Consider the following 25,881-nt stretch of genomic DNA (forward strand, 5'->3'; position numbering starts at 1 on the left):
GCTATTCCTTATCAGATTGTCCTTTATCGCCCAGCTTATCAGATCAATGTCGAACCGCCAGATTAAGCCCATCATTTTCAAGGAGAAGACGATGCGTATCATCGACAAGATCTATATCGACGGCCAGTTCATAACCCCGCATGGCACGGAGATCGCCGATCTCCAAAATCCTTCGACGGAGGAAAAGATCGGCACGGTGCGTCTCGGCGACGTCGAAGATGCCAAGGCCGCGATCGCCGCGGCAAAGCGCGCCTTTCCGGCCTTTGCCCGGACAGGCAAGCGGGAGCGCATCGCCATGCTTGAACACCTGAGCGACGCCGTTGCCGCACGAAATGCGGAACTAACTGAGGCGATGGCGACGGAATATGGCGCCCCGCAATATTTCACCGGTTTTGCCGTCGTTCATGCAGCATCCAGTTTTCGGCACATGGCCGAGGTGCTCAAGGATTACAAATTCACGCGGCGGATCGGACGGGCTGAGGTCACAATGCAGCCCATCGGAGTAACGGCCGCGATTACCCCCTGGAACAGCAATTACGGCTTCATCTGCGCAAAACTCGCAACCGCAATCGCGGCCGGCACGACGATCGTGATCAAGCCGAGCGAGATGAGCGCGGTCCAGACCCAATTGCTCACCGAATGTCTTCATGAAGCAGACCTTCCGATGGGTGTCTTTAATATCGTCAATGGTCGCGGCGACGTTGTAGGAGCGGAATTCAGCCGGCATCCCGATATTGCCAAGGTGACGTTCACCGGCTCGACGGCCGTTGGTAGACAGGTGCTGCGTGCCGGTGCGGAAACCCTGAAGCGAGTGACGCTTGAACTCGGCGGCAAGGGGCCAAATATCATCCTTGACGACGCGGATCTCAACCGCGCCATTCCCACGGTCTTGCAAGTTGGCCTGATGAACAGCGGCCAGGCCTGCATTGCCGGCACCCGCGTTCTTGTGTCGGAAGCAAGAAAGGCCGAAGTGATCGAGCGACTGCGGGTAGAGATCGCAACCTTCAAGCCGGGTATGCCATCCGATCCGGCCGTGATGATCGGCCCGATGGTAAGTCAGAAACAGTATGAACGGGTACAAGCTTATATCAGACTGGGGGTCGATGAAGGAGCAGAGCTCATCGCCGGCGGCCCCGGCCGCCCACAGGGCATCAGCCATGGCTGGTTTTCGCAGCCGACGATTTTCGCGAATGTGACGAACGATATGCGGATCGCTCGCGAGGAGATCTTTGGACCGGTGCTTTCTGTCCTGTCTTACCAAGATGAGGAAGAAGCAATCCACATCGCCAACGACACGAGCTACGGGCTTCAGGCATATCTGCACGGCACGGACATGGAGCGAATGCAGAAACTGGCTAGCCGCCTGGATTGTGGCCGCGTCGTCATCAATGGCGCGCCCCACGAGCCGTTGGCCCCGTTTGGCGGTATGAAGCAATCTGGCATCGGCCGCGAGTTTGGCTCTTTTGGGCTGGATGCTTTTCTGGAGCCGAAGGCGGTATTGACTTAAGGCCGCACGGCGATTTTGTACGGCAGAAGCACCACTCGGTCGGTTGGCCCGAGTGGTGCTTCTCTTTGGCCTTGATAGGAATCGAACTCTATTTCCAGAACGATATCAGGTAACTTATTTGTTTTGGCGATGAAATGAGCTAAGGACAGTAATTTATATGACTTTCAGCGCTGTGAACTCACAAGGTTCGCCGCGGCTTCGTTGGCCGCAAAAAGTGCTGTTTTGACCGAATTTTCCTGAAGCAATCTTGCGGCCAATACGCCGATAAATTCGTCGCCTGCGCCATGCGTGCTGACCAGTTTGACTTTGATTGCCGGGATCGACGCCTCTTCGCCGTCGCGCATCGCGTAGGCAACGCCCGCTCCACCAGCCGTCACAACGGCAACCGGAAATGATTTTGCAAGAACGCGCGCTGCCGCGATCGCAGCGTCGAGCGTGTCGACCTCGGCATTACCGGCCAGCGCTTCCGCCTCGACCGCGTTGACGACCAGAACGTCGATTAACTCCGCCAGTTCAGGCGACAGGTCCCTCACCGGCGCGGCATTCAGAACAACCTTACCGCCTGCTTTTTTCATCGCTGAGGCAGCAAGCACATTTGCCGGATCCGGCACTTCGTTCTGCAGAACGAGGATATTGCCCGCCTGAAACAGCGATGCAGCCTGCTTCACATCGGTTTGCCCGAGCTGAAGATTGCTGCCCGAGACGATGACTGCGCCATAATCCCCTTCGGAATCGAAAATTGCCACGCTCATGCCAGAGGCGGCGCCTTCGATCACCCTGACATGATCCAGTTCCACCGCGTTTGCGGCAAGATTGGCGGTCAGAGTGCCGCCAAAATCATCGTCACCCACGGCACCGATCATTACAGACCGCACGCCGGCCTTCGCGGCAGAAACCGCCTGGTTTCCACCCTTGCCGCCGCAGGCCGGGTTCCAGGCGGAACCGGTCACCGTTTCGCCCTTGCGCGGGCGCGCCGGACCTTTGACGATGATGTCGTAATGCAAGCTGCCGAAGACGACGACGGCGGGGATGGATGCAGTCATAGAAATTTGTCTTTCCGTTTGGAGGCGACGGCCGCCATGGTCTTTTCGAGATGGTTTTCTGCAGCGGTGTAATCGCGCTGCGCAACAGCCACGAATACGGCGTCGAGAATATTGAGCTGGGCGATGCGGGCGGCGGCGTTCTCGCCCATCAGCGGCGAACCCTGCGCTGTCGAACAGAGAACGACGTCGGCATGCTGCGCCAGCGGCGATTCATTATAGTTAGTGATTGCAATCGTGCGGGCACCGTTGCGTCTGGCGATCTGCATCGCCTCGATAACCGCCATCGTATTGCCGGAATGCGAGAACCCGACAGCAATATCGTCATTGCCGAGCAGCGATGCGGACATCAGCATCATGTGGGAATCGTCATAGACGCTGGCGCGCACGCCGATCCTCAGAAACTTGTGGGCCGCATCGCGGGCGATCTGCGCCGAACCGCCGACACCATAGAAATCGCGCTGACGCGCACCATGAATCAGGTTTGCAGCACGATCGAACGCTTTGACATCCATGATCGACAGGGTTTCTTCCAGCGCCTGGATCGACGTCCTGAACACTTTCTGGATGATTTCCTGGGACGTGTCCTCGATGGACAGTTCCTGGTGCATTTCCGCCGTTGGCAACCGGTTATACTGGGAAACCGCATTGCGGAATTCGCGATAACCCGCGAATCCCAGTTTCTTGGTGATCTTCACGACCATGGCTTCCGAGACGCCAGCATCGGTTGCGATCTCCTTCAGCGACGTGTCGTCATTGAAGCTGCGCAGTGCAAAGACGGTCTCGACCACCCTTGCTTCCAGCGGCGTCAGCAGTGGCAAGCGCATGCGAATGCGCGGGCCCACTGCCTTCGGATCCATGTTGTCGGAATTCATCCCCGTCCCCTTGTCGCGCGATCGATCATCATTGCGACAAGAATTATAAGGCCGGTTGCGAGAAGTTGATAGAAAGCCTGAACGTTCATCAACGTCAAACCGTTGCGCATGGCACCGAGAATGATGGCGCCGAGGATGGTGCCGACGATCGATCCCTTGCCACCCATCAGCGACGCACCACCGATGGCGGCAGCTGCAATCGCATCGAGTTCCCACAGATTGCCGAGGATAGGCTCTGCCGCGCCAAGGCGGCCGATCAGGATGAAAGAGGCCAGCGCGGCCAGAACACCGGAGATCACATAAGCGGTAATCTTGGTGAGCGCGATCGGCACACCGGCGACATAAGAGGCTTCTTCGTTGCCACCGACGGCGAGAAGATATTCACCAATCGGCGTCTTCTTGAGCAGGACCCAAGCGCCGAAGGCGACCACCGCAACGATGATGACCGAGTTCGGGATGCCGGCGACATTGCCGTTGAACAACGACCGGAAGCTATGCGGCACGCCGAGAACCGGATTGCCGCCCGTATAGATCAGCGCGATGGCGCGGTACGTGCTGAGCGTTCCGAGCGTGACGATGAACGGCTGAAGGCCGACATAGGCAACCAGCACGCCGTTGACGAGACCGCAGAAGGCACCGATGCCGAGACCGGCAAGCAGCGCCACCGGCACGGGCACGCCCGTGACAAGAAGAGCGGCCGTCAGCACGGCGGAAATCGCAGCCGTCGGGCCGACTGAAAGGTCGATGCCGCCGGAAATGATGACCAGCGTCATGCCGAGCGCGATGCAGGCATTGATGCTCGACTGCTGCAGGATGTTGATGAGGTTACGCTCGGACAGGAAGCCCGGCACCAGCGCCGCAAACACTGCCATGATGATGATCAGGCCGATGAGCGTACCGGCATCACGCAGCGAGAACGAGCTGAAGAGTTTCGAGGAACGCTTGGGCGTTTCGGCGGCGATATCAGACATGGGTGTGCTCCTGCGTCGAGGAATAGGTATTTGGCTCGGCATCGCCGACGGCGTGCGAGACGATGGCCTGTTCCGTCAGCTCGTGTCGTTCCAGCTGGGCGGCGATGCGGCCGTTGCGCATGACGATGACCCGGTCCGACAACCGGATAACCTCGGGAAGTTCCGAGGAGACGACGATGACGGACTTGCCTTCGGCGGCAAGGTTTTCGATCAGATGATAGATTTCGGACTTGGCACCGACATCGATGCCGCGTGTCGGTTCGTCGAACAGCAGGATTTCAGATCCGGCGGCCAGCCAGCGGGCGATGATCGCCTTTTGCTGGTTGCCACCGCTGAACAGCTTGATCGGACGATCGATCTGGAACGGCCGCAGGTTGACCCGCTTCAGCAATGTTTCGGCAGTATTGTTAACCGTCGAATGGCTAACGACGCCGACCTTTGCGAATTTCCGCAAGGACGGCAGCGCCATGTTCAGCGACACCGGGCGCATGGGGATAATGCCCTCGCGCTTGCGCTCTTCCGGCAACAGACCGATCCCGGCAGAGATGGCGGAGCGCGGGTTTGTCAGCTTCAGCGCACGGCCGTCGATGCTGATCTCGCCGGATCCGATCTTGTCGACGCCGGCCAGAAGACGCAGAAGCTCGGTACGGCCGGAGCCGACCAGGCCGGCAATGCCGACGACTTCGCCGCGTCTTACTGTGAAGGAGACGTCGCGGACATGCGTGACCGCGGAGGAAAGGCCCCGCACTTCAACGCGAACGTCCTCCTTCACAAACGAATTATGTTCTTCCTGCATCAGCTCGCGGCCAACCATCATCGCGATCACGTCCGACTGGGCGGCGGTGCGCAGGTTGACCGTGCCAACCACATTGCCGTCACGCATGACGGTGCCCTGGTGGCAGATGCGGAAAACCTCATCCATCTTGTGCGAGACATAGATGATCGCCACGCCGGAGGCCGCCATCTTCTCGATGATAACCGCGAGGCTCTCGAATTCGGCCGGCGTCAGGCTGGACGTCGGTTCGTCCATTGCGACGATCTTGGCGTTTTCCAGCAGGGCGCGGGCGATCTCGACGATCTGCCGCTGCGCCACCTTCAGGTTCTTGATCGGCGTCGAAGGGTCGATCGACGGGTCGATCATAGCAAGCGCTGCGGCCGCGCGCTTTTCCTGCTCGCGACGATTGACCAGCAAGCCGCCGGCAGTCTTCAGCGGATGGCCAAGAAACATGTTCTGCGCCACGGTCAGATTGGGGATCTGCTGCAACTCCTGATGGATCATGGCGATGCCGGCGCGGCGGGCATCCTCGGGGCTCTTGAACGTGGCAAGCATGCCATCGACGTAAAACTCGCCGCTGGTCTGGCGCGACACACCGGACAGAATGCGCAGCAGCGTCGATTTGCCGGCGCCGTTTTCGCCGAGAAGAGCGCGAACTTCACCGGGCTTTATGGAAAAAGTCGCGTCCGAAAGCGCCTTTACGCTTGGAAAGGTCTTGGTGATGCCCTTGAACTTGAGGCGAGCCGTTGTCGTCATCTCGGTGCTTTCATCAAAGGAGGGGAACCGGTCTCGGGAGGACCGGCTCCTGTTGCGATTACTGAGCGGACGCAGCATCCTTCATCAACACGGCGCGGACATCGACGCCGTCGCCCTTATACTTGGCAAGGTTGTCCTTGGTGATCAGCGCCTGCGGCGTGGCGACGACACGTGCCACTTTCTGGCCTGCGACGAGACGAAGTGCCGTTTCCATCGCCACTTCACCGGTCAGGATCGGGAAGCTGTCGACCGTACCGGTCAGCTCGCCGGCTTCGATCGACTTGTAGGCGTCGGAAATGCCATCCGTGCCGAACACGGCGACCTTGCCGAGCAGGCCCGCAGCCTTGACCGCCTCGATGACGCCGAGTGCCATGCCGTCATTGTTGCAATAGAAGCCGACGAGGTCGGGGTTCTGCTGAAGAATGTTGGTGGCGGCATCGTAGGACTGCTGGCGATCCCAGTTACCCGGAACGCTGGCAACGACCTGGAACTTGGAGTTCTCGCCGATCGTGGACTTGAAGCCCGCCGTGCGCTGGACAGCGGCAAACACGCCGGCCTGGCCTTCGATAATGGCGACCTTGCCGCCTTCGGGACGGTTGTCGATGAACCACTTGGCAACACGTACACCGTTGTCGCGCTGGACGTTGCCGACATAGTGCTCGGCCTGCGGCACGACGGCATCGTTCACGTTGACGACGGGGATGTTGGCTTCCTTGGCCTGTTCCATGACCGGCTGCAGGTTGGCATCGGTCTGCGGTGACACGAGAATTACGTTGAAGCCGGTGGTGACCATGCCTTCGGCAATCGTCAGCTGACCCAGCTGATCGCCTTCGCTCTGCGCTGCCTGATAGGCAACGGTCGCGCCGGCCTTCTCACCGAACTTCTCGTAACCTTCGCCGAGTGAACGCCAGTATTCGTTGGTGAGCGTCTTGGAAACGCCGCCGGCGCGCGTGCCCTCCGGAATTTTCGGAAACGCGCCGTATTTCGCTTCAAGCTGCGACCAGTCAACCCGGTCCTTTTCGGTATCCGAGTTGAGCGGTGCAAGCTCCTGCGCGAAGGCCGCGCTTGCCATCAGCGCCAGCGCCATGCCGGCAATCGCAGATTTCAGGTGTCTGTTCATGGTATCCTCCCAGGTGTGGTTGTTGGAATAGAAGATGTCTCTTGGAGCCTCTTCAAGCGACGTCGCCGAGCATTGCCTCCTGAATAATCGACTGCGCGGTGACGGCATCCTGACGGTCGATCGCGCTGCCGAGGCGGTTGTCGCCTTCGAGGCGATCAACGACCTTCAGCATGCGCTTGACGGTCTGAACGTTGACTTCGCATTCATGAACCGGATCGAGGCCGGTCATGTCCGGGAAAGTGTCGAAATAAATCGCACCATCGTAGCCGTCACGACGGATCTGGCGCAGCAGTTCGATGGTCTGGATCGAGTGCACCGCACCGACCATCAGACCGTCATCGCGCTTGGCATAACCGTCATTGAGGTGAACGCCGAGCAGACGGCTGTGGCGGGCGATCATGGCAGCGGCGAAAGCCGGCTGCTCGTCGGCATAAAGCACATGCGCGAAATCGAGCGTGACGCCGAGGTTGGCACATCCGGTTTCTTTGATGGCCAGAAGCGTCGTGGCGCAATCCGGCATCAGGCTGTAGGAGCGCGGCTCGTTGGGCTTGTATTCGATCGAGATCAGGCAGTCGGCGTCGTGCTCGCAAACTTCACGAATTCCGTCGATTTCGTGTTGCCAGATGCGATCATAGTCCGCCTGGAAGGCGTAATCGAAACCGTCTTGGCCAAGCCAGATGGTCATCAGGTTGGAACCTGCTTCGCGGGCGGCATCGATGCCAGCCTTGGTCAGGTCGATCGCTTCACGGCGAACCGATTTGTCGGGATGGGTGAAGGCGCCGAGCTTGAACGCCGGATTGGTGTAGTAGCGCATGGCAAAGCCGTTGATTGCCAGGCCCATGTCTTCGAGCTTGCGCTTTAGCTCAGTCGGCTTTTCACCAACGTGATCAGGATAATTGAGGTCCAGATCCGTCAAGCCATCAACCTTGGCGGCACGCGCTGCCATCTGCAGGACCGTCGGCTTGCCCTTTAGGTCCGGCCATTCGCCGGCAGGGTTCGAAGCGAAGGAGTTGAGGCGGGTGGCAAAACGGAGGTTCGACAATGTCTTTGGCCCTATCTAAAATGATCAGATAGCCAAACTTCACAAATTCATTATGATTTGTAAAGCGAAATAGTTTCTGCAATGCAACATGCGTGTGCGGATTGTGTTCTTAAGATGCAACGCATGCCCGCAATTCAAGCAATTATGTGCGGCATTTCGTGCTGACTGTGGTCTTTTCCAGCGAGAGGCTGGTCACGAGTGGCTGAGCCACGAGAGCTATGCGTTGACGAGATAGTTCCGCTACTGGACTGCCTACGGAGAGCTTCGCCATGCGGCCTTCAAAGGCTTGCGCGAGTTCCCCTCCACTTACCGTAGCGTGATTTGAATGGGGTTGGCTTGAAAACCGGCCATTTCTACGCGCCGCTTAAGGAGTGGCGCTTTGCCACCAACACCTTGGGCAGGCGGCAACGGACGATCGAAGTAATGCAGGGCATGCTCAAGTGGAACCCGAACGACAATCAGGGGACTCGCTTTTTGATAACGTCAGAGTATCTGCGCGCCGGTGAAGCCACGCGCGCATCCCGTATCCTGAAAAAGGAAGGGGATCACTTTCCGCCCTATCAATACGAGGCCGCGCTGATCGAAATCGCTGCCGGCCGCATGGTACAAGACGCAACGACCCTCAGACGCGCCTTTATTGCCACCGGCTACATCGCCGAGATTCTCTGCGGGATGACAGACCCATTGCCGCTGGCGATCTGGCTTGGCTCGAACCTGGCGGAGCCGGAGGTTGCGCGATCTTATGCCGAGCATTAGGCAGATCTTTGGCACATGACCCCGTCGGCCTCCAGTTCCTGCGTTGGGTACACATGCATGCCAAGATAATGTCCGAACGCGCAGCAATCCTCGGCATTAAGGAAGCTCTCCTGTGGGAGCGTGACGGAGAAGCGAGACGGAAGCTCCTCGACAGGGAAGACATGCTGCGGGATTGGATTGACGACCGGTTGTCGTTGGGAATCGTTCCCAAGCGGCAAGACCGGCACAATCGGCTCGTAGAACCTTGGGTCTACCAACATTAGAAAATTCGGCCGTGTGTTTTCCCCTGCCTTTCAGAGAAACGAATCCTCGGCTCGTTGTTTGAATTCGCTATGCTTTGATCTGCCTGCTTGACCGTCCATCATCGATCCCTCTCATTGTTGGTGTGACGGCAACACCATGAACGAAAATTGACGCAACGACGATTAAAAGCACGGTCGCCCAGACGGTCTCCGCACCTTGGAATTCCGCATGAGCAGTCGCATAGACAAGATAATAGATAGACTTAAGACCGCGGATGCCGGATACAGCGATTATGATCTCCTCTTCGTGAAATTGGCCTGATCCTATAAAAGATATCCAACCCAACAAAGGGCGAACCAGAACGCGCGAGAACAGCGACAACGATCAGCCGCCAATGATGGTGAGCCAGAAGCCGGCCACGTGCTGCAATGGATCCAAGGCAGACCAGGAGTACCATCACGAGCAGTTGCTCGATCTGTTCGGCGAGGTCATGAAGCAGTTAGGGGGAATGCAACGATGCATCTGCTCTCCGTGAGTGTTAAAGGTGATAACTCGGCCTGGACCTCACAAACCGCATCGGTGATCGATGACTATATTTTCCGTCCGACACATCACGTCTTATCGCTATAAGCGGCCGGTCGAGTTCGGAGACCACAAGCTGCTTTTCAGACCAAGGGACAGTTTCGATCAGACATTGCTCAGTTCCCGTCTCCTGATTGACCCGGAACCAAAATACATTCGCTGGATCCACGACGTGTTTGGAAACTGTGTCGCGGTGATCGGGTTTGCGCAGCCCGCAGATGAGCTTCGTTTCGAAACCATCATTCGGCTTGACCATACGCCTTACGTCGCAATCGATCTGCAGATTGACGAGGAGGCTTTGACCTATCCTTTTTCATACGACACAGACGAAGCGCTTGACCTAGAGCGAACCATCCAACGCCACTATGCCGACCCGGATGACCAGGTAAGCAAATGGGCGCGGCAATTCGTGCGGATCGGACAGTCCACCGACACTGGTCATCTACTGATGACGATGTGCTACGCCATTCATGAGGGTTTCGTCTATGCCCGACGACACGAGCATGGAACGCAAGCGCCGACCGAGACACTTAGGCTTCGTCGAGGGAAATGCCGCGACTTTGCGCTTCTGATGATGGAGGCCGCAAGATCACTTGGGTTCGCGGCAAGATTCGTCACCGGCTATATTTACGTTCCAGACCGTGACGGATCGACCACTCTCGGCGGCGGCTCCACCCATGCGTGGTGCCAGATTTATTTGCCCGGCGCAGGTTGGGCGGAGTTTGACCCCACCAATGGTATCGTCGGCAACCGTGATCTCATCCGTGTTGGCGTGGCGCGCGATCCGAAGCAAGCGATGCCTCTGTGGGGAAGTTACGACGGAACAGCCGCCGACTACGAGAGCATGTCCGTCCAAGTCAATGTCACCACGGACGCTCGTATCTTAGCCGAGATCAGCTGATCGGAACGCATTGCTCACCCCAACGTTGCAGCACAACCCAGTCTCACGGCAATTCGCCGGCGCGAAGGAATTTTATGATGAAAATACGTGCCGGCTTCCATCTTGGATATGAGTGCGACCGACCCACCCCAATGTTACTTGTCCTGAATATTCATCCGTCCCGGCGCGCGGATCTACTGACCGAGCAGACATTGAATTTCGACCGAGCGATCGAGGCATGGGGTTATATCGATGGCTTCGGCAATGCCTGTAGCCGAATTGTTGCGCCAGCCGGGCTTACGACGATATCGACTGAGTTCGAGATCTATGACGGCGGTCTGCCGGATCCCATTCCGCAAAATGCCTTCCAGCATGAGATCAAGGATCTGCCCGACGACGTCTTGGTCTATCTACTTGGCAGCCGCTATTGCGATACCGATCATCTGGCTGACTTTGCGTGGGCGCAATTTTCTTCCACCCCGTTCGGCTGGCCACGAGTGAAGGCAATTCTCGATTTCGCGCACGGCCATATCAAGTTTGATTATAAGAAAGCTGATCCCCTTCGGACGGCTTTTGGTGGATATACGGACCGCGTGGGCGTTTGCCGTGACTTCGCCCATCTCGCCATAACGCTGTGCCGTTGCATGAATATACCAGCCCGTTACTGCACCGGATATCTCGGCGATATCGGCGTGCCAAAGGACCCGAATCCGATGGATTTTAGTGCCTGGTTCGAAGTTTACTTGGGTGGACATTGGCATACAGTCGATGCCAGACATAATACGCCGCGCGTCGGCCGAATTCTGATGGCGACCGGTCGTGACGCAACCGACGTGGCACTTACAACCGCGTTCGGAACAGCGAAATTATCCCGTTTCGAAGTTAAAGCCGAGGAGGCTCTCTGAAGGTGAGCAGACATAATATAAAATCCTGGTTGACCGATATGGACGGCGTACTGGTGCATGAAAACAAGGCAATCCCAGGCGCGGTCGAACTCATACAGCACTGGCGAGCGACCGATACACCGTTCCTGGTCCTGACCAACAATTCGATCTATACGCCTCGCGATCTTAGTGCCCGGTTGCACAACAGTGGACTGGAGGTGCCGGAAGAGCGCATCTGGACCTCGGCGTTGGCAACGGCTGCTTTTCTTAAGGACCAGACCCCTGCCGGCAAAGCATTTGTTATCGGAGGAGCCGGGCTGACCACTGCCATCCACGAGGCGGGCTTCATCATGACCGACACCGATCCCGACTATGTCGTGCTTGGCGAAACCCGTTCCTACTCGTTCGAGGCAATCACCAAAGCCATTCGTTTGATCAATATGGGTGCCCGGTTTATCGCAACAAACCCTGATGCCACAGGACCGAGCGCCGAAGGCGCTCTTCCCGCAACGGGCGCCGTCGCGGCACTGATCACGCGTGCGACCAGCCGCGAGCCTTATATAGTCGGCAAGCCAAACCCTATGATGTTCCGTTCTGCCCTCAACAAACTCGGCGTGCATTCAGAAGGTACCGGCATGATTGGCGATCGCATGGATACGGACATCGTTGCCGGCATCGAGGCAGGCTTGCACACCGTGCTCGTCCTCAGTGGCATTGCCGACAGAGCAGAAATTGCGCGCTACCCGTTCCGGCCAAAGCTAGTGATTGATTCGGTTGCGGATTTGCTCGCCCACGTCTCGTAGCACGGGATGGGCACGCGTCTAATAATAAAGGGTTCATCCTCACTTTCTGCAATTCAGCGGCATCATTCTCGCCCTCATCAGTTCCGGGCCGGCGCGACCGTACATTGCTCGCTTCAGTACCTTGAGGCGGTTGATCTGACCTTCGGTTTGACCGTTGCTCCAGGGGAGTTCGATTGCATTTTTTACGGCATCAATATCATGGCGCAAAACGCTGGCGAAACGCATGATTGCCGTTAACTCGGTGTCGATGGCATCGTCGGTCCATTCATCCAGTGCCTGCGAGCTCGTGCTGCGCAAGATGCCGTTGAAGCGCATAGCCAAGCCACGCAAAATCGCGAACGCTCGAGAGCCCTGCTTCAATGCATTGACCTTTCTGGCCTGAAGATCTGTCAGCAGGCCGCGCGGTTTTATGCACAAAGCTGCGGCCACCACGGAGGAAATCATATGGCCTGTATCAGGATCGCGGACGGGTTCTGAAACATCCATTTCCGGAGGCGGCTCGTCGAGATGAATGTTCTCGGCCTCGCGCCACACCTTCAACAGCCGCTCCAGATTGGAGCGGCTGCCGGTATAACCGCGGTTCTTGATGTCGTAAAACAGATGGCGCCCAACCCGATTTCCATCTTTCCAGCATTCAGCCAGGAAAGCTTCAAAATAGAGTGGCGATGTCTGATTCAGCGCTGCCCGGTTTCTGTCTCGAGGTGCGCTGGAAGTCAGCCAATTCGCGATGCTGCGACGCTCATATCCGGTCCGCCTTGCGATCTCACTGTAGGTGAGTCCCTGCTGCCGCAAAGCTTGAAGCATCTCGAATATCTCCTGACGAGATTGCCTGTGCGCCAAGCGGGCACGGCGTTGTTGTGACCTCGCGCTGGCGATAGCATCTTCGGAGAGTATCGGCCTAACATGGGCGTGACCATAAACGCTGATCTGCTCCTTGATTGCCTCCCTCAGATTTTGAACCAGATGAAAACGGTCAGCTACTTGGCGGGCCTGAGGCGCGCCCTCTCGCGCTGCCTGAGCATACAAACCACAGCGATCTCGGCTCACGACCTTGATTGTCGGACGCTCTTGCAACCAAGATCTTGCGCTCTCGACGCTGCGGTCTTCCAAACATCGACAACCGAATGACGCTGAACAGCGACATCTTCGAGAAACGAATTCACAGAGCCATCACTAAGGACTATATTATCTTCGCGAAAATAGTATAGCTTGCGCCCAGATATGGGCTTCCCGCGGCCGGGTGCGCGCAAGCCTCACTATACTAGAATTGCATAAATGATATAAAGGCAGCACCATGAAACAAATCGACATGGTCTTCCGCACTATGATCGCGGAGCTTCAACAAAGAGCGTTCGACGACGCCTGGTCCGAGGATTTCCCACCAGTTGGTCGTTTCGTCTCCGTCAAAGTCGACGATCGCAAATACTGGTATTTCGATCAACCAAATGGTGAGGGCGGGCAAAAAAGAAAGTACGTAGGTCCCGCCGATGATCCCGACATCTCGGCGCGGGTTGAAGACTTTAAAAGAGAGAAAGCCGACTACAAGGGCCGCCGAAAGATCGTGTCCGTTTTGACACGAGATGCGGGTTTGATCGCTCCGGATCCCTTCACTGGTGATGTCGTTGAGGTGCTCGCTAAAGCCGGCCTATTCCGACTGCGAGGTATCCTCGTTGGAACAGTCGCGTTCCAGTGCTATTCATCCTATCTGGGTGTCCGTCTACCAATGGCCTCAGTCCTTACCGGCGATGCTGACATTGCCCAGGATTATGCGATCTCCGCGGAAGTCTCGGACACGCTCCCCCCAATCCTTAGCCTCCTGCAAGATCTCGATCCCTCATTTCGAGCCGTCCCCCACATCTCTGGTTCGCCGCGATCAAATGCTTTCCGAAACCTGGCCGGCTATCGCGTCGAGTTTCTAACGACAAACAGAGGGAGCGAGGAATATGCCGACGAGCCGGCAAAAATGCCCGCCCTCGGGGGCGCCGCGGCGGAACCTTTGAGATTCATGGATTTCCTGATCCGTGATCCGGTACGCTCAGTCCTTTTATACGGTCCCGGCATCACGGTCGTTGTCCCATCGCCCGAGCGATATGCCGTGCATAAAATGATTATTGCAGGTCGGCGCCAAAATGATGCTGGTGGCGAAGCAAAGCGCCAGAAAGACATCAAGCAGGCTGAGCTTTTGCTGCTTGGTATGCGACAATTCTACAGGCGGGACCTCATCGCGACGGCATTCGGTGAAGCCTGGGGGCGGGGTCCGTCATGGCAGGCGGCAATCATCGAAGGCATGGGCATGATGACGGAAGAAGCACAGCTTGTAACCCAGTTCAATCTGAAGCACGGGCGGGAAATGTTAGCGTCGCCAGAAGCCAGGGAACGCTATGGCCTCGGGCATGATGAGGATTGACCTTAAACCAAGCCAGCAAGACCGCTGGCTTCTTCGTTTCAAGTGAAGCCGGACGTCGGCTGCTGGGGGTCGGGGACCGCGCAGGTACCCGTCGCATGGCCAACCGACACTACCAAGCTTTCCGCTATTAGAAATCCTCCCTTCAGCCCGCATGTCTCATAAGCGGGCGATGTCACTTTAACTTGAATTCGGATGCGTGGGAGACTTCTGCCTTGAGGATCGATCTCAGGCCACGGCTTCGGCTGCAACTTTCCACTCTGCGATCGCCTGGATACGGTGAACGCGGTTTTGGAATGCGGAGCGTTGCGAAAGGGTTTGGACGAAGTGGTTACGAACGGAGGAGAAGACAGACACGAAGCGCTGAAGGCCTCCTGGTGATCGGAAACCCTGCATCATCCGCTCCCGCCTTCGCAGCGGCACATGAGAATTCTCGGCCCGGTTGTTCAAACCTTTGTGGGATCGGTGTTCGACCTGCGGCATGACCTGTCGCCGGGCTGCTCCATAGGAGCGCAATTTGTCCGGTATCATACGCTTCGGTGCGATACCCTGCTTCTTCAGAAGGCGGGTCAGCAATCGCCTGGCGGCCTTGGTGTCACGTCGGGGCTGGACGATTTCGTCAAGCACATACCCATCGTGATCGACGGCCCGCCAGAGCCAGTGTTTCCTGTCAGCAATGGTGATGACGACCTCGTCCAGATGCCACACATCGCTCCCGTTGGGCTTCTTGCGGTGAAGGCGACGCGCATAATCCGGGCCGAACTTCTTTCCCCAGCGGCGGATCGTTTCATAGGAGACGGCGATGCCGCGCTCCAGCAGCAATTCCTCGACAAGGCGCAGGCTTAGCGGAAACCGAAAGTAGAGCCAGACCGCGTGGGCGATGACCTGGGGTGGGAAGCGATGGCGCTTGTAACTGACTGGCGAGATGGTCATGCACGTGCGTCTATCGCAACCGCTCCTCACAAGGCGTTACGGTGACATCGCCCTTCCCGGATGTCTGTCTCGATAACGCCCGGCGCGACGGCATTGGCCCGAATACCACGGCTGCCGTACTCGACGGCAATCACCTTTGTCAGTTGCGTGATCGCGCCTATGCTGGCGGCATAGACCGCCGTATCCTTCATAGCCACTAGAGCAACGATCGATGCGACGTTGACGATGACACCGCCATCGCCTTTGATCATGGCGCGCACAGCCTCTCGTGCATGCAAGCCGGCTGTGCCGGCTTTGCCCCGAGAGTTCCCGGAAATCACCTGGACATTACCCTTGATGACAACGTCAAAGATCACGTCGCAGCAGGCTTCGACTTAGCCATAACGATCGGTGAGGTGATCGCTCAGGATATGATCGCGGCTCCGCTGGGAGGCGAGTTAAGACAAATCGTCGTGGCATCACCCGCGTATCTCTCTCGTCATGGCGTGCCGGCTCATCCTCGCGCCCTTCTATCGCACGAATGCATCGGCTGGCGCTGGCCTGGACAACAGCACCCATTTACTTGGGAGTTTTTCGAGGATGGCCGATGGTTTTCGGTCAACCCAACCGGCAGTCTTATCGTCAATGATAAGCCTTTGGCCCTGCGGATGGCTTTGGTCGGCCATGGAATAGCCTTTGCCATAGAAGATACCTTGATCGCAAGGACCGGCATATCGCCACCGTATTGACCGGGGTCCGTAACAGCCATGCCCCCGCCGGTCCAGGAGGAGGCGGTGATGGCGACCGACATCGTCGCCATGCTCGAAACGCTCGATCGTGGCACCCTTGGTGGCCCGCAACGGTCGCGGACGTCACCGATAGTATTCGCGACGAGCGGTAGCACGTCCTTCCACTCCATTTCCACAAAGGTATCATCCAGCCGGCGACGTCCCGGCTTCGGACCGTGTTCGAGCCAGCTTTTGCGGACGGCCGGTTTCAGGATGCGGGCACGATGGCGGAACACATTCGTGAAATTGCCAAGGATCGGAGAGGATTCAGGATCGGCGGGGTGTGGGCGAATGTCGAGATGTTCTCCGTCCCACCGCGCCGAAAACGCGCCCCAATGTGCCGCATGGGAAAGATAGTCAGACACGGGCAACCTTTCATCAGATCGTACCGGTAAAATCGGCGCCTCTATTACTTGGTTGCAGTCTGGTCGACGGGGATCGATATGACCAGTATCCGTGTATCATCAAATTGATAATTATAACCTATCCAATGGCACAACTCAGACAGACGATGAGCTTGTGTATCTGGCACTCACCACTTCTTTGCAGGTTGCCCCGAGCGAATATCAGAGATGTTTTATTTTCTCGTAATCAGCCAGATCAAATAGGGCGCTCCCACCATGGCGGCAAAGAGACCCAGCGGAAGCTCATAGGGGAAGGTTGCCGTGCGTGCGCCAAAATCGGCGAATGCCATGATGACGGCACCCAGGAAGAAGGAAGCTGCAAGATGACCCCTCGCCCTGATGAACCCCGCCCGCGCGGCAATATGGGGCGCGATCAGGCCTACGAAACTTAAAGGGCCGACAAGTACCGAAGCTGCTCCGGTCGCCAGCCCACAGAGCGCGAGCGTGACGACGCGGCTTGCGGCGATCGGAACGCCGAGACTGCGTGACATTGTTACGCCGAGGGGCAGAAGGGTGAGCCATCTGACGAGAAACATCGATGCCATCATTACGATAATCGAAAGGCTGGCGAGAAAGATGGCCATTCCCGGCGTGACCGACGCTGCGCTCCCGCCAATCCATGCCAGGATCTGCCAGGCTCTCTGATCGCCGGCGGCTATCAGCACGGCAAGGACTGCCGAACTCAGGGAACTGATGGCGATGCCGGCGAGCAGCAGCTTATCCGATGGAAGGGTTTGTCGACGGGCAAAAGCCAGTACCGCCGAAATGGCCGCAAGCCCTCCAAGGGCCGCGCCTGCCACCATCGAATAGGGCCCGCTCATGGGAAACAGCGTCAGGACGAAGGCGAAGCCAAGACCCGCACCACCGCTGACGCCGATGACTTCCGGGCTCGCCATGGCGTTGCCCGTCAGGCGCTGAAGAATGGCACCGGAGAGCGCAAGCAAGCCACCGGCCCCTGCCGCGGCAACCAACCTTGGCAATCTCAACGAAGATAGATCGGCCGCCGTCTGGAGGGTAAGCAAGGTCCAGCCATGCCCGTCATTTCCGACCAACAAGGCGATTGTAACGACAAACGGGAGCGAGGTTGCAAGGATGGTGAACCCCTTGATGGCATTGATCCGTCTGACTGATCCCTGTGGTCTTTGAGCGCCCTGTAGCGAGCGCACTTTCGGTAGGAGCCACAGGAGCAGTGGACCGCCGGCAAGCGCGGTCACTGATCCCGTCGGGAAGGTTTCGCCGCTGGCGCCCGCAACGGTCTGCACTACGCCATCGCAGAACCAGAGAAACAGGCCACCCGCCAAGGGCGAAAGCGCAAGGGCGGCAAGCGGGCTGCGAACACCGCAACCCCGCACCAGCGCGGCAGCGACAAGCCCGACGAAACTGATCAGGCCGACGTTGGCCGCAACCATACCGGCAAGTAGCGTCGCCAGAACTGCGACCGCCAGCCGCACGCCGCGCAGGTTAATGCCGAGCGAGCGGGCACTTGCATCGCCAAGCCCGAGGATCAGCAGGGGTCGAAGGAGAACTGCCGCAGCCGCCATCGCAAGAAACAGTTGTAGCGACAGGGCGTTCAATACCGACCAATCCTGCTGGCCGAGCGAGCCGCCATTCCAGGTCACCAGCGACATGAGATACTCGCCCTGTGCAAGTGTGAGAGACGCCGAGAGCGCTGCAGCTGTGACGCCCACCAGCATCCCCGACACAACCATCGTTACCGGTTCGAAGGATGTGCGCCATGCAAGCGCAAAGACGATGAGCGCGGCGATCGCCGCGCCCGACAGAGCGACAAGGGCACGATGCCCGTCGAGCAAGGCCGGGAAAAACAGGGTTGCGATGACGATGGCCAGCTGTGCGCCGGCTGATATTCCAAGTGTCGAGGGATCGGCGATTGGGTTGCGCAAAAGCTGCTGCAGGAGGGCGCCGGACAAGCCAAGGGCCGCCCCTGCTACTAACGCGACACCGGCACGCGGAAAAAGTCCGTGTAACAGGATGATTTCGTCCAGCCGTGCCGGCCCCAACGAGAAGATCGCAGTCGGCCATTGCGAAATGGGAACCGCGGCCGAGGCCGTGAAAAGGAAAAGGCTGGCTGCTGCCAGAAAGCCTGCAAGCGCAAAGAGGGAAGGCCGCATCATTGATCTCCCTCACCCGACGCCGCAAGCGTCTCGTGAAGCAGCCTTGCGAAGCGTAACCCGGCGAGAACCCCGCCATAGGGATTGATATTGGGAAGGGTAAGAAGCCGACCCTCCCTCACCGGTGTAAGCGCGTTCCAGATCATGCTTGCCCGAAGGCCGGCACGCGCCTCGACCGGGATTGCCGATATGATGACAATCCGTGCGTCTTCCTCTTTCGCCAATTGCTCGATCGGTACGGGAGCCGCAAACGTGTAACGCGACCTGTCCGGCCAGGCATTTCGAAGCCCAAGTCGCGACAGCACATCGCCGAACATGCTGTCGGACCCAAAAACGCGGACGTGGCGCGCATCTCCCACATTGACGAGATAGATCGGCCGTCTAGCAAACCGCGCGAGGCCGGAACGGTATTCGGCAAGCCGGCTCTCGATCTCAATCAGCACGGACGTGGCGTCTCTCTCGGGTCCAAGCCGGGCCCCAAGTGCCGACACGGCAGCGCAGGCCTTTTCGAATGGCGGCTCGCCTTTGACGTAAAAGGGCAGTGAAATAATCGGCGCGATGCGCTCCAGCGCTGCCTGATGCCGCGTATAGAAGGGCGAAAGCAGAATGAGATCCGGCTTGATGACGCTCAACAGTTCGAAATTCGGCGTTCCCCGCAAGCCGAGATCGATGACGCCGGCCGGGATCTCCGGTTCGATCGCATCCTTGCGAAACTGGATAAGCTCCGTCGCGGCGACCGGCATGACGTCTAGCGCAATCGAGGTTTCCAGCATTGCCCAATCGATCGCGGCCAGGCGCGGCATATCTGCCGCAGCCGCGAAACGCGTGGTCAAAACCGTTGCGGCGGCGCCGAGAAACAAATCCCGGCGTCGCAAAATTGTTGAAATGCCCGTCATCCAGCCGCTACCAGGTGAAGCTCAGCTTTCCCATGACGGTACGGCCGTCGCCATAGTAGCATCCAAATGAACTGCAGCTTGCCGCATATTTCTCATCAGCGATGTTCTGGACATTGAGCGAGGCCTTCAAGCCATCCTTGTGGTAGGTGAGCGCTGCGTCAAACAGCGTCACGCCATCGAGATCATAGGTATTGGCGCTGTTACCGTAACGCTGGCCGACATAACGCACACCGCCACCGACACCGAGCCCTGCCAGTGCCGTATCCTCCTGGAACGTGTAGTTGAGCCACAGGCTCGTCGCATTACGCGGCACGTTCTCAACCCGGTTGCCATTATCGGCACCGGCGCCGATTTCGGCATCGGTATAGGTATAGGCGGCGTGAAGGTCCAACCCCTGCGCCAGACTGACGACACCCTCCAGTTCAAGACCGCGGACGTGGACCTCGCCGATCTGGCTCGACACGCCGCCGACTGTGCGCAGAACATTTTTCTGTTTCAGATCGTAGAGGGCCGCCGCGAAGAACCCGTCCCACCCGTCGGCCTGATACTTGATGCCGGCTTCCCACTGCTCGCCCTCGGTCGGCTTGTAGGGATCACCGGTTACCGTGCTGGCACCGGAAACCGGTTCGAAGGAGGTCGCATAGCTGACATAGGGCGCAATGCCGCCATCGAAGAGATAGCTGATGCCGGCGCGGCCCGTCAGTTTGTGGTCATTTTGGTCGAGCGACCGCGAGACGCCGGTCAGGCCATTGCGCGAGGTGCCGGACGTCGACGCCCAATCCTGCCGCAACCCCAATGTCGCACGCCAGCGATCATAAACCAGCTCGTCCTGCACGTAGAGGCCGGCCTGCGAAAGGTCGCTGTCCACCCGCGTATCGAGCGTCGGTGAGATCAGGCTGATCGGTCCCCCGTAGGACGGGTTCAGAACATCGAGCGGCGTCGCCTGGAAGAAGCGCGTGCGAACGTTGTTGTCGAAATAGCGGTAGTCGAAGCCGAGGAGCACCTTGTGCTCCAGTTCTTCGGTCGAGAACTCGGCGGTCAGGTTGTTGTCGACATTGAATGTGTTGAGATTTTCATTCTGGAAGGTGGCATTACGGCGCAAGGTGCGCCCGTCAGCGGCAAGCCCCAGCGTCGACATGCCGAGCGACTGGTAATCCCAGTCGAGATTGGAATAGCGGACGTTCTGGTGGAAGGTCCAAGTCTCGTTGAACCGCTTTTCGAACTCGTAGCCGAGATTTGTGAGCGTGCGGCTTGAGTGATCGAAGCTCTTGTCTCCGACGTAGAAATCTCGTGGCAGCTTGAAGGCCGAACTGTCGATTACGTATTGCGGCGGCAGACCGGATGGCGTGCTCGGGTTATCATGCTGGACGCTCGTCAGAATGGTGAGTGATGTATCCTCATCGGGCTTCCATGTCAGTGCCGGCGCGATGAAATAGCGATCATTGTCCAGCTCGTCGGTTTGCGCGCCAGCCACCCGGCCAAGACCGGTCAGCCGATAGGCCAGATCGTCTTGCCCCGGAACGATGCCGCCGAGATCGAAAAAGGCGCCGTAAGTGTCATAGCTGCCAACTTGAGTGCCGACCTCACCAAAGTTGTCGAATTTAGGCCTCTTGCTGATCTGGTTTATGATGCCACCTGGATTGCCCTGGCCATACATGACCGAAGCCGGCCCACGCAGCACATCGACACGCTCAAGACCATAGATTTCGATCGGCGGTGCACCAGCCGTCCGCATCAACCTCAAGCCGTTGAGATACTGGATTTGGCGGCCATCGAAGCCGCGTACGATCGGCGAATCGAAACGCGGATCAGAGCCGTAGGGTTGTCCAAGAACGCCCGGCGTATAGTTGAGGGCCTGCCCAAGCGTCTGCGCCGCCTGCGCGTCCATCTCGTCCCTCGTCACCACTGAGATTGACTGCTGCGTTTCGAGTATGGGCGTGCCGGTCTTGGAGGCAGTGGCGCTGGTCTTTGCGACAAAGCCACCGACAGGGCCGCGCAAATCCGTATTTGCCTCACCCTGCAAAACGATCGGGGCCAGCGTGGTGCCCTGCGCTTCCTGCGCGTGTGCAATCTGGCCAGCGGAAAGAGCCGAAACAAGGGCTGTCGTGACGAAGAAATGAGATTGGATGAAACGCATGCCGCCCCGGAATAATCTAGACTAAATTATTCATCTTTCTATCGACAGCGCGGAGACAAATCCAATAAATGGGAGTAGCAATTTTCAGAACTTTAAATTCTGAAATAAAGACCCGAAGGCAACGAGTGACCTATAGCCGATGCAGATAACCGGCAGACAACGCGCCACCAATTTCGCACTGAGGCATCTAAGATACTTCGTCGCTGTGGTTAAGGAGCGAAATTTCGAGCGCGCCGCAGCAAGGCTCGGCATTGCACAGCCCGGAGTTAGCCAGCAAATCATCGCTCTGGAGGCAATCGTTGGGCTGCCGCTTCTTGATCGCAGGAAGCGCTCGGTGAAGCTGACCCCGACCAGGAACGCCCTGTTCGAAGATGCGGTGAAAATCGTCGCGCAGCCAGATGCGACGCTCACTCAGCTGAAGCGCCTTGGCTGGGGAGAAACAGGCAGGATCACCATCGGCTACGTGGCGTCTGCGGCCTATTCCGGCATCCTGACGGAGTCGCTCGCCTCCTTCCGGCGGGCTCTGCCGGATATCGAGCTGCATCTACTCGAACTGGAAATGCGCCAGCAATTGGCAAAGATTAGGCTAGGCGAACTCGATTTCGGCTACATACGCCTGCCTGCCGCCATCCCTCTTGAACTCAATGCGACGATCGTTCTCAAGGAGCGATTGGTCGCAGCACCGCAGCGAGCATGGTCGCCTGAGACTACAGGCGCCATGCTCGCACATTTCGATCCGGTCTAGCTGACAGCGGCAGTGCTCTGAGCCGTGGGCACCAAGCCATAGGATGCCTTGACCAAGTCGGCCGCTCTCTCACCGATGACTACGCAGGGTGCCATGGTGTTGCCGGTGGTGATCCGAGGCATAATTGACGAGTCAGCGATGCGTAGGCCGTCAATGCCGTAGACCTTTAGTTCGTGGTCAACCACAGACATGCTGTCGCGCCCCATCTTCGCTGTGCTGGTCTGGTGCCAATAGGTAACTGCCGATTGCCGGATGAACTCGATCATTCCTGCCCTGTCGCGCGCTCCTGGAGCTGTTTCTCCCGTCACCAGGGAAGAGAAGGCATCGCCGTTTCCAAGCTCGCGGCATAGGTCTACGGCGATCAAGGCAGCTGCGAGATCTTCCGGCTCGCTGAGAGAATTCGGTTCAATCAGCATGGGATCGTTCACATCAGCCCCGGAGAGCCGCAGCCGGCCGCGGCTTTTCGGCTGGGCGAGACCGTTGAACATTGTCCAGCCATGCTCGGGCGTCTCAAGACCGGTCTCTGCCGGCGAAGGAACGGCAAACTCCAACTGGCACTGAAGAATGTCCGGCTGGGTAAGCTGCGAATTGCTCCTCCAATAGAGTTTCGCTTCGCAGCCGGTACCGCCGACGGCCTGCGGCTCTCGATACGACCACGTACAACCGAAAGCGAGATGATCCTGATGATTGCGGCCAACGCCCGGAAGATGCTGGACAAGAGGAATGCCATGCGTGTTCAGCTCGTCTTTCGGACCGATGCCCGACTGCATGAGCACCCTCGGTGTATTGATCGCGCCGAGCGACAGGACTGTCTCGCACTGGGCCGTAAACAGACGGACCTGGCCATCGACAACGACCTCGACACCGGTTACGCGCTTGCCATCGAAGATAAGGCGCGAGACCAGCGCGTCGGTCAGCACCGTTAGGTTAGGCTGCGACATCAGCGGGCGCACATAGGATCCAAACACCGATTCACGCTTGCCGTCCCGGATGCGGAGTTCAGCAATTGATGCACCGCCCGGGCCTTCCATCATCTCACCGTTCGGCGTGTCATAGACGGGGATGCCAATCGTGGAAGCAGCACGCAACATAGCCTCGGCCACCGGCTGCGGAGCACTCGGCTGCGCGACGTATGCCGGACCTCCTACCCCTCGGCGTAGGGGGTCGGGCGTACCCTGCCAGTTTTCGATCCGGCGATAGTAACGGAGGACGGATTCATAACCCCAGGACTCGTCACCGGCCTCACTCGCGAAGTGATCCCAGTCCCCCTTATGGCCCCTCGCCCATACCAGGACGTTGATGCTCGACCCACCACCCAGGCCTTTGCCCATGCTCAGAGGAAGGCGTCGTCCATCCAGGCCAGGTGTCGGTTGACCAACAAAGCCCCAATCCCGGTTCGTTCCGAGATTAAGCGGCCACATGGCCGGGTTCGAGACGGTTTCTGCTTCATCGTCTCCACCAGCTTCAAGTAACAGAACGCTGGCATTGCCGTCTTCGGCCAGTCGCGCAGCGACAACCGAGCCACTAGAACCAGCGCCGCAGACGATAAAGTCGAAAACCTCACTGACTTGGCGCTGTCGGATTGATGTAGGTTCTGGTCCTTTTTGCTCATGAGTATTCAGCTTCACGTGGCTACCTCCGTGAATCGTTTCAAAGATAATTGAAAAAAGGCTGCAGGATCATAAAGCGAAGGCGCGACGGATTGCTCGGAGGCTGACCGGCGAGCTCTATCGCCTGAACCCTCGCCGCTCAACGCGAAGTGGTCGTCACCGGGGCAGTCGCTGTCCCGGTGACGACGCGTTCTCCGGCATTACTGCTTGGCCGAAACAGCCTTGGCGGCCTGATCTATTGTGTCGGCGACCACAGTCGGCTGCGTCATGAACAGGGCGTGGCTCGCCGATACCTTGATGATCTTTGCCTTGATGCGTTCCGCCATGTGGATCAGCATAGCCTGATCGAAGGCCTTGTCTTCGGTTGCGATGACTGCCCAGTTCGGCTTGGTGCGCCAGGCAGCGTTTTCGAGCTTCGTGCCGAAAGCGGCCATATTGATCGGGACCTGCGCATCCCGCATGAATGCCACGTCGGCGTCGCTTACGTCATGAGCGAAGCCGGCTTTGAATTTCGCAGGGCTGACATAGCCAAAACCGTCTTTCGTCGTCTCGATGACGAATTCTGATGCAGGCGCGAACCCTTCATATTGCTGGGCCGTCGTCTCGCCGGCATCTGGCGAAAGTGCAGAAACATAGACGAGGCCCGCAACCTTCGGATCGATGCCTGCTTCCGTGATAACGGTGCCGCCCCAGGAATGCCCGACCAGAATGACCGGACCATCCTGGCGTTCAAGCGCCCGCTTGGTGGCGGCAACATCATCGGCGAGAGACGTCAGCGGGTTCTGCACGATCGTGACGCGATAACCCTGCTTCGTGAGAATGTCGTAAACACCCTTCCATCCCGAGCCGTCCGCAAATGCGCCATGGACGAGCACGACGTTTCTGACGGACTGGGTTGCGGGGATGGGATCGGCGGCATTTGCCGGGATTGTGGTGGACAAAGCAGCAACTGCTGCGATTGCGGCTATGGTGGTCATGGTCTTGCTGGTCATGTTTCTCTCCTCTTATTTCGTGATAATTATTATCGTGATATATTTAAGCTGTCAGATATTAGTCATGTCGTCAACATAATTATTATCGCGATATTGGTTTCTGCGATTACACTTGTTATATGAAGCTGGACAGGAGTTCCGAATGACCAAACGCCATAACGATCCACCGCCGCTAAAAGACCAGCTATGCTATGCGATCTACACCGCCGGCATTGCCATCCAGCGCGCCTACAAGCCGCTCCTCGATGAGCTTGGCCTGACTTACCCTCAATATCTCGTCCTCAACGTGCTTTGGAGCGAGGATGGGCAAACGGTGGGTTCCATCGCCAATGCCCTCGCCCTGGAATCCAGTACGCTTACGCCGCTTCTGAAGCGTCTCGAGGTATCTGGGCTACTGCAAAGGACCAGAAACTTGAGCAACGAGCGGCAAGTGCTGGTCGCCCTGACCGACGAAGGCCGCGCCTTGCAGCACAAGGCTGGCTGCCTCAGTGATACCCTGCTTGCGGCCTCGACCCAGACACCGCCGGAATTGGCCGCCCTGAACCGCGACGTTCGTCATCTCCGCAATGCGATCTATTCCCAGATCGGCGGGTGGGACGCACCCGCCTGATCAAAAACTTGTGCCAGACC

General features: G+C 58.1%; 22 protein-coding genes and 3 pseudogenes. 10 read left to right on the forward strand and 15 right to left on the reverse strand.

The window, feature by feature from the left end:
• Positions 1 to 91: 91 nt before the first annotated feature.
• Positions 92 to 1,507, forward strand: coding sequence for an aldehyde dehydrogenase family protein (locus MRBLMR1_RS08820; protein ID WP_500064134.1), 1,416 nt, complete (start codon positions 92 to 94; stop codon positions 1,505 to 1,507).
• Positions 1,508 to 1,671: 164 nt separating this feature from the next.
• Here MRBLMR1_RS08820 and MRBLMR1_RS08825 read toward each other — a convergent pair whose 3' ends face one another.
• From MRBLMR1_RS08825 to MRBLMR1_RS08850, 6 genes are read right to left on the reverse strand one after another with little or no spacing between them, the layout of a single operon-like run.
• Entirely contained in the window at positions 1,672 to 2,550 is an 879-nt protein-coding gene (locus tag MRBLMR1_RS08825; RefSeq protein WP_183686959.1) for a ribokinase, read from the reverse strand.
• On the reverse strand, positions 2,547 to 3,422 hold the full coding sequence (locus MRBLMR1_RS08830) for a MurR/RpiR family transcriptional regulator (RefSeq protein WP_148147921.1): 876 nt from the start codon (positions 3,420 to 3,422) through the stop codon (positions 2,547 to 2,549). Before MRBLMR1_RS08830 ends, MRBLMR1_RS08825 begins: the two co-directional genes overlap by 4 nt.
• The gene (locus MRBLMR1_RS08835; protein WP_500064135.1) at positions 3,419 to 4,393 is read right to left on the reverse strand and encodes an ABC transporter permease; all 975 of its coding nucleotides are present in this window, start codon (positions 4,391 to 4,393) and stop codon (positions 3,419 to 3,421) included. Before MRBLMR1_RS08835 ends, MRBLMR1_RS08830 begins: the two co-directional genes overlap by 4 nt.
• Positions 4,386 to 5,924, reverse strand: a complete 1,539-nt coding sequence (locus MRBLMR1_RS08840) for a sugar ABC transporter ATP-binding protein (RefSeq protein ID WP_500064136.1) — start codon at positions 5,922 to 5,924, stop codon at positions 4,386 to 4,388. The genes MRBLMR1_RS08835 and MRBLMR1_RS08840 overlap by 8 nt, the downstream gene beginning before the upstream one ends.
• A 58-nt stretch (positions 5,925 to 5,982) precedes the next feature.
• Positions 5,983 to 7,044 (reverse strand): sugar ABC transporter substrate-binding protein, encoded by a 1,062-nt coding sequence (locus tag MRBLMR1_RS08845; RefSeq protein WP_183686953.1) that lies wholly within the window; start codon positions 7,042 to 7,044, stop codon positions 5,983 to 5,985.
• 52 nt (positions 7,045 to 7,096) lie between these two features.
• Positions 7,097 to 8,086 (reverse strand): sugar phosphate isomerase/epimerase family protein, encoded by a 990-nt coding sequence (locus MRBLMR1_RS08850; protein ID WP_500064137.1) that lies wholly within the window; start codon positions 8,084 to 8,086, stop codon positions 7,097 to 7,099.
• Positions 8,087 to 8,422: 336 nt separating this feature from the next.
• Between MRBLMR1_RS08850 and MRBLMR1_RS08855 the strand changes: the two genes are divergently transcribed.
• From MRBLMR1_RS08855 to MRBLMR1_RS08870, 4 genes are all read left to right on the forward strand, one after another.
• A complete protein-coding gene (locus MRBLMR1_RS08855) occupies positions 8,423 to 8,842 on the forward strand; it encodes a hypothetical protein (RefSeq protein WP_500064138.1) in 420 nt (139 codons plus the stop codon).
• A gap of 829 nt (positions 8,843 to 9,671) precedes the next feature.
• The gene (locus MRBLMR1_RS08860) at positions 9,672 to 10,568 is read left to right on the forward strand and encodes a transglutaminase family protein (RefSeq protein ID WP_500064139.1); all 897 of its coding nucleotides are present in this window, start codon (positions 9,672 to 9,674) and stop codon (positions 10,566 to 10,568) included.
• 77 nt (positions 10,569 to 10,645) lie between these two features.
• The gene (locus MRBLMR1_RS08865) at positions 10,646 to 11,452 is read left to right on the forward strand and encodes a transglutaminase-like domain-containing protein (RefSeq protein ID WP_183686944.1); all 807 of its coding nucleotides are present in this window, start codon (positions 10,646 to 10,648) and stop codon (positions 11,450 to 11,452) included.
• Positions 11,453 to 11,490: 38 nt separating this feature from the next.
• Positions 11,491 to 12,234 (forward strand): HAD-IIA family hydrolase, encoded by a 744-nt coding sequence (locus MRBLMR1_RS08870; RefSeq protein WP_500064193.1) that lies wholly within the window; start codon positions 11,491 to 11,493, stop codon positions 12,232 to 12,234.
• A 39-nt stretch (positions 12,235 to 12,273) separates the two neighbouring features.
• On the opposite strand, the pseudogene MRBLMR1_RS08875 reads toward MRBLMR1_RS08870, so the two are convergent.
• Positions 12,274 to 13,376: pseudogene (locus MRBLMR1_RS08875) on the reverse strand (ISL3 family transposase); the annotation flags it as partial.
• Positions 13,377 to 13,528: 152 nt separating this feature from the next.
• Here MRBLMR1_RS08875 and MRBLMR1_RS08880 point away from each other — a divergent pair.
• A complete protein-coding gene (locus tag MRBLMR1_RS08880; RefSeq protein WP_148147929.1) occupies positions 13,529 to 14,641 on the forward strand; it encodes a nucleotidyltransferase family protein in 1,113 nt (370 codons plus the stop codon).
• 225 nt (positions 14,642 to 14,866) lie between these two features.
• Here the strand turns inward: MRBLMR1_RS08880 and MRBLMR1_RS08885 are convergent, their stop codons facing one another.
• A complete protein-coding gene (locus tag MRBLMR1_RS08885; RefSeq protein WP_500064140.1) occupies positions 14,867 to 15,571 on the reverse strand; it encodes an IS6 family transposase in 705 nt (234 codons plus the stop codon).
• A 26-nt stretch (positions 15,572 to 15,597) separates the two neighbouring features.
• On the reverse strand, positions 15,598 to 15,831 hold the full coding sequence (locus tag MRBLMR1_RS08890) for an SDR family NAD(P)-dependent oxidoreductase (RefSeq protein ID WP_500064141.1): 234 nt from the start codon (positions 15,829 to 15,831) through the stop codon (positions 15,598 to 15,600).
• A 12-nt stretch (positions 15,832 to 15,843) separates the two neighbouring features.
• Here MRBLMR1_RS08890 and MRBLMR1_RS08895 point away from each other — a divergent pair, with 12 nt between their 5' ends.
• Positions 15,844 to 16,299, forward strand: a complete 456-nt coding sequence (locus tag MRBLMR1_RS08895) for a LysR substrate-binding domain-containing protein (protein WP_286195187.1) — start codon at positions 15,844 to 15,846, stop codon at positions 16,297 to 16,299.
• Positions 16,260 to 16,414 (forward strand): annotated as a pseudogene (locus MRBLMR1_RS08900) (integrase); the annotation flags it as partial. The gene MRBLMR1_RS08895 and the pseudogene MRBLMR1_RS08900, both read left to right, overlap by 40 nt.
• 178 nt (positions 16,415 to 16,592) lie before the next feature.
• Here MRBLMR1_RS08900 and MRBLMR1_RS08905 read toward each other — a convergent pair.
• From MRBLMR1_RS08905 to MRBLMR1_RS08920, 4 genes and pseudogenes are all read right to left on the reverse strand, one after another.
• Positions 16,593 to 16,703, reverse strand: a pseudogene (locus MRBLMR1_RS08905) (hypothetical protein); the annotation flags it as partial.
• A gap of 212 nt (positions 16,704 to 16,915) precedes the next feature.
• Positions 16,916 to 18,874 (reverse strand): Fe(3+)-hydroxamate ABC transporter permease FhuB, encoded by a 1,959-nt coding sequence (fhuB, locus tag MRBLMR1_RS08910; RefSeq protein ID WP_500064142.1) that lies wholly within the window; start codon positions 18,872 to 18,874, stop codon positions 16,916 to 16,918.
• Positions 18,871 to 19,767, reverse strand: coding sequence for an ABC transporter substrate-binding protein (locus MRBLMR1_RS08915; RefSeq protein ID WP_500064143.1), 897 nt, complete (start codon positions 19,765 to 19,767; stop codon positions 18,871 to 18,873). Before MRBLMR1_RS08915 ends, fhuB begins: the two co-directional genes overlap by 4 nt.
• A 7-nt stretch (positions 19,768 to 19,774) precedes the next feature.
• Positions 19,775 to 21,904: a TonB-dependent siderophore receptor gene (locus tag MRBLMR1_RS08920; protein WP_500064144.1), complete on the reverse strand. Its 2,130-nt coding sequence runs from the start codon at positions 21,902 to 21,904 to the stop codon at positions 19,775 to 19,777.
• Positions 21,905 to 22,043: 139 nt separating this feature from the next.
• Between MRBLMR1_RS08920 and MRBLMR1_RS08925 the strand changes: the two genes are divergently transcribed.
• Positions 22,044 to 22,649 (forward strand): LysR family transcriptional regulator, encoded by a 606-nt coding sequence (locus tag MRBLMR1_RS08925; protein WP_148148396.1) that lies wholly within the window; start codon positions 22,044 to 22,046, stop codon positions 22,647 to 22,649.
• Here MRBLMR1_RS08925 and MRBLMR1_RS08930 read toward each other — a convergent pair.
• Both MRBLMR1_RS08930 and MRBLMR1_RS08935 read right to left on the reverse strand, forming a co-directional pair.
• Positions 22,646 to 24,277, reverse strand: a complete 1,632-nt coding sequence (locus tag MRBLMR1_RS08930; protein WP_500064145.1) for a GMC family oxidoreductase — start codon at positions 24,275 to 24,277, stop codon at positions 22,646 to 22,648. The two genes, MRBLMR1_RS08925 and MRBLMR1_RS08930, sit on opposite strands and share 4 nt — an antisense overlap.
• Before the next feature lie 182 nt (positions 24,278 to 24,459).
• The gene (locus MRBLMR1_RS08935) at positions 24,460 to 25,251 is read right to left on the reverse strand and encodes an alpha/beta fold hydrolase (RefSeq protein WP_183687414.1); all 792 of its coding nucleotides are present in this window, start codon (positions 25,249 to 25,251) and stop codon (positions 24,460 to 24,462) included.
• A 142-nt stretch (positions 25,252 to 25,393) separates the two neighbouring features.
• On the opposite strand from MRBLMR1_RS08935, the gene MRBLMR1_RS08940 reads away from it, so the two are divergent.
• Entirely contained in the window at positions 25,394 to 25,861 is a 468-nt protein-coding gene (locus tag MRBLMR1_RS08940; protein WP_500064146.1) for a MarR family winged helix-turn-helix transcriptional regulator, read from the forward strand.
• Positions 25,862 to 25,881: the final 20 nt, after the last annotated feature.

It is taken from the genome of Neorhizobium sp. LMR1-1-1.1 (genome assembly GCF_040675795.1).
GTDB lineage: Bacteria > Pseudomonadota > Alphaproteobacteria > Rhizobiales > Rhizobiaceae > Neorhizobium > Neorhizobium cellulosilyticum.

Bases quoted from the DNA above. Each gene is read 5' to 3' on its own strand.
- MRBLMR1_RS08835 (WP_500064135.1), bottom strand. From the start codon at position 4,393: ATGTCTGATATCGCCGCCGAAACGCCCAAGCGTTCCTCGAAACTCTTC.
- MRBLMR1_RS08920 (WP_500064144.1), bottom strand. From the start codon at position 21,904: ATGCGTTTCATCCAATCTCATTTCTTCGTCACGACAGCCCTTGTTTCG.
- fhuB (WP_500064142.1), bottom strand. From the start codon at position 18,874: ATGATGCGGCCTTCCCTCTTTGCGCTTGCAGGCTTTCTGGCAGCAGCC.
- MRBLMR1_RS08895 (WP_286195187.1), top strand. From the start codon at position 15,844: ATGCAAGCCGGCTGTGCCGGCTTTGCCCCGAGAGTTCCCGGAAATCAC.
- MRBLMR1_RS08840 (WP_500064136.1), bottom strand. From the start codon at position 5,924: ATGACGACAACGGCTCGCCTCAAGTTCAAGGGCATCACCAAGACCTTT.
- MRBLMR1_RS08845 (WP_183686953.1), bottom strand. From the start codon at position 7,044: ATGAACAGACACCTGAAATCTGCGATTGCCGGCATGGCGCTGGCGCTG.
- MRBLMR1_RS08830 (WP_148147921.1), bottom strand. From the start codon at position 3,422: ATGAATTCCGACAACATGGATCCGAAGGCAGTGGGCCCGCGCATTCGC.
- MRBLMR1_RS08925 (WP_148148396.1), top strand. From the start codon at position 22,044: ATGCAGATAACCGGCAGACAACGCGCCACCAATTTCGCACTGAGGCAT.
- MRBLMR1_RS08880 (WP_148147929.1), top strand. From the start codon at position 13,529: ATGAAACAAATCGACATGGTCTTCCGCACTATGATCGCGGAGCTTCAA.
- MRBLMR1_RS08935 (WP_183687414.1), bottom strand. From the start codon at position 25,251: ATGACCAGCAAGACCATGACCACCATAGCCGCAATCGCAGCAGTTGCT.
- MRBLMR1_RS08825 (WP_183686959.1), bottom strand. From the start codon at position 2,550: ATGACTGCATCCATCCCCGCCGTCGTCGTCTTCGGCAGCTTGCATTAC.
- MRBLMR1_RS08915 (WP_500064143.1), bottom strand. From the start codon at position 19,767: ATGACGGGCATTTCAACAATTTTGCGACGCCGGGATTTGTTTCTCGGC.
- MRBLMR1_RS08860 (WP_500064139.1), top strand. From the start codon at position 9,672: ATGACTATATTTTCCGTCCGACACATCACGTCTTATCGCTATAAGCGG.
- MRBLMR1_RS08865 (WP_183686944.1), top strand. From the start codon at position 10,646: ATGAAAATACGTGCCGGCTTCCATCTTGGATATGAGTGCGACCGACCC.
- MRBLMR1_RS08870 (WP_500064193.1), top strand. From the start codon at position 11,491: ATGGACGGCGTACTGGTGCATGAAAACAAGGCAATCCCAGGCGCGGTC.
- MRBLMR1_RS08820 (WP_500064134.1), top strand. From the start codon at position 92: ATGCGTATCATCGACAAGATCTATATCGACGGCCAGTTCATAACCCCG.
- MRBLMR1_RS08940 (WP_500064146.1), top strand. From the start codon at position 25,394: ATGACCAAACGCCATAACGATCCACCGCCGCTAAAAGACCAGCTATGC.
- MRBLMR1_RS08885 (WP_500064140.1), bottom strand. From the start codon at position 15,571: ATGACCATCTCGCCAGTCAGTTACAAGCGCCATCGCTTCCCACCCCAG.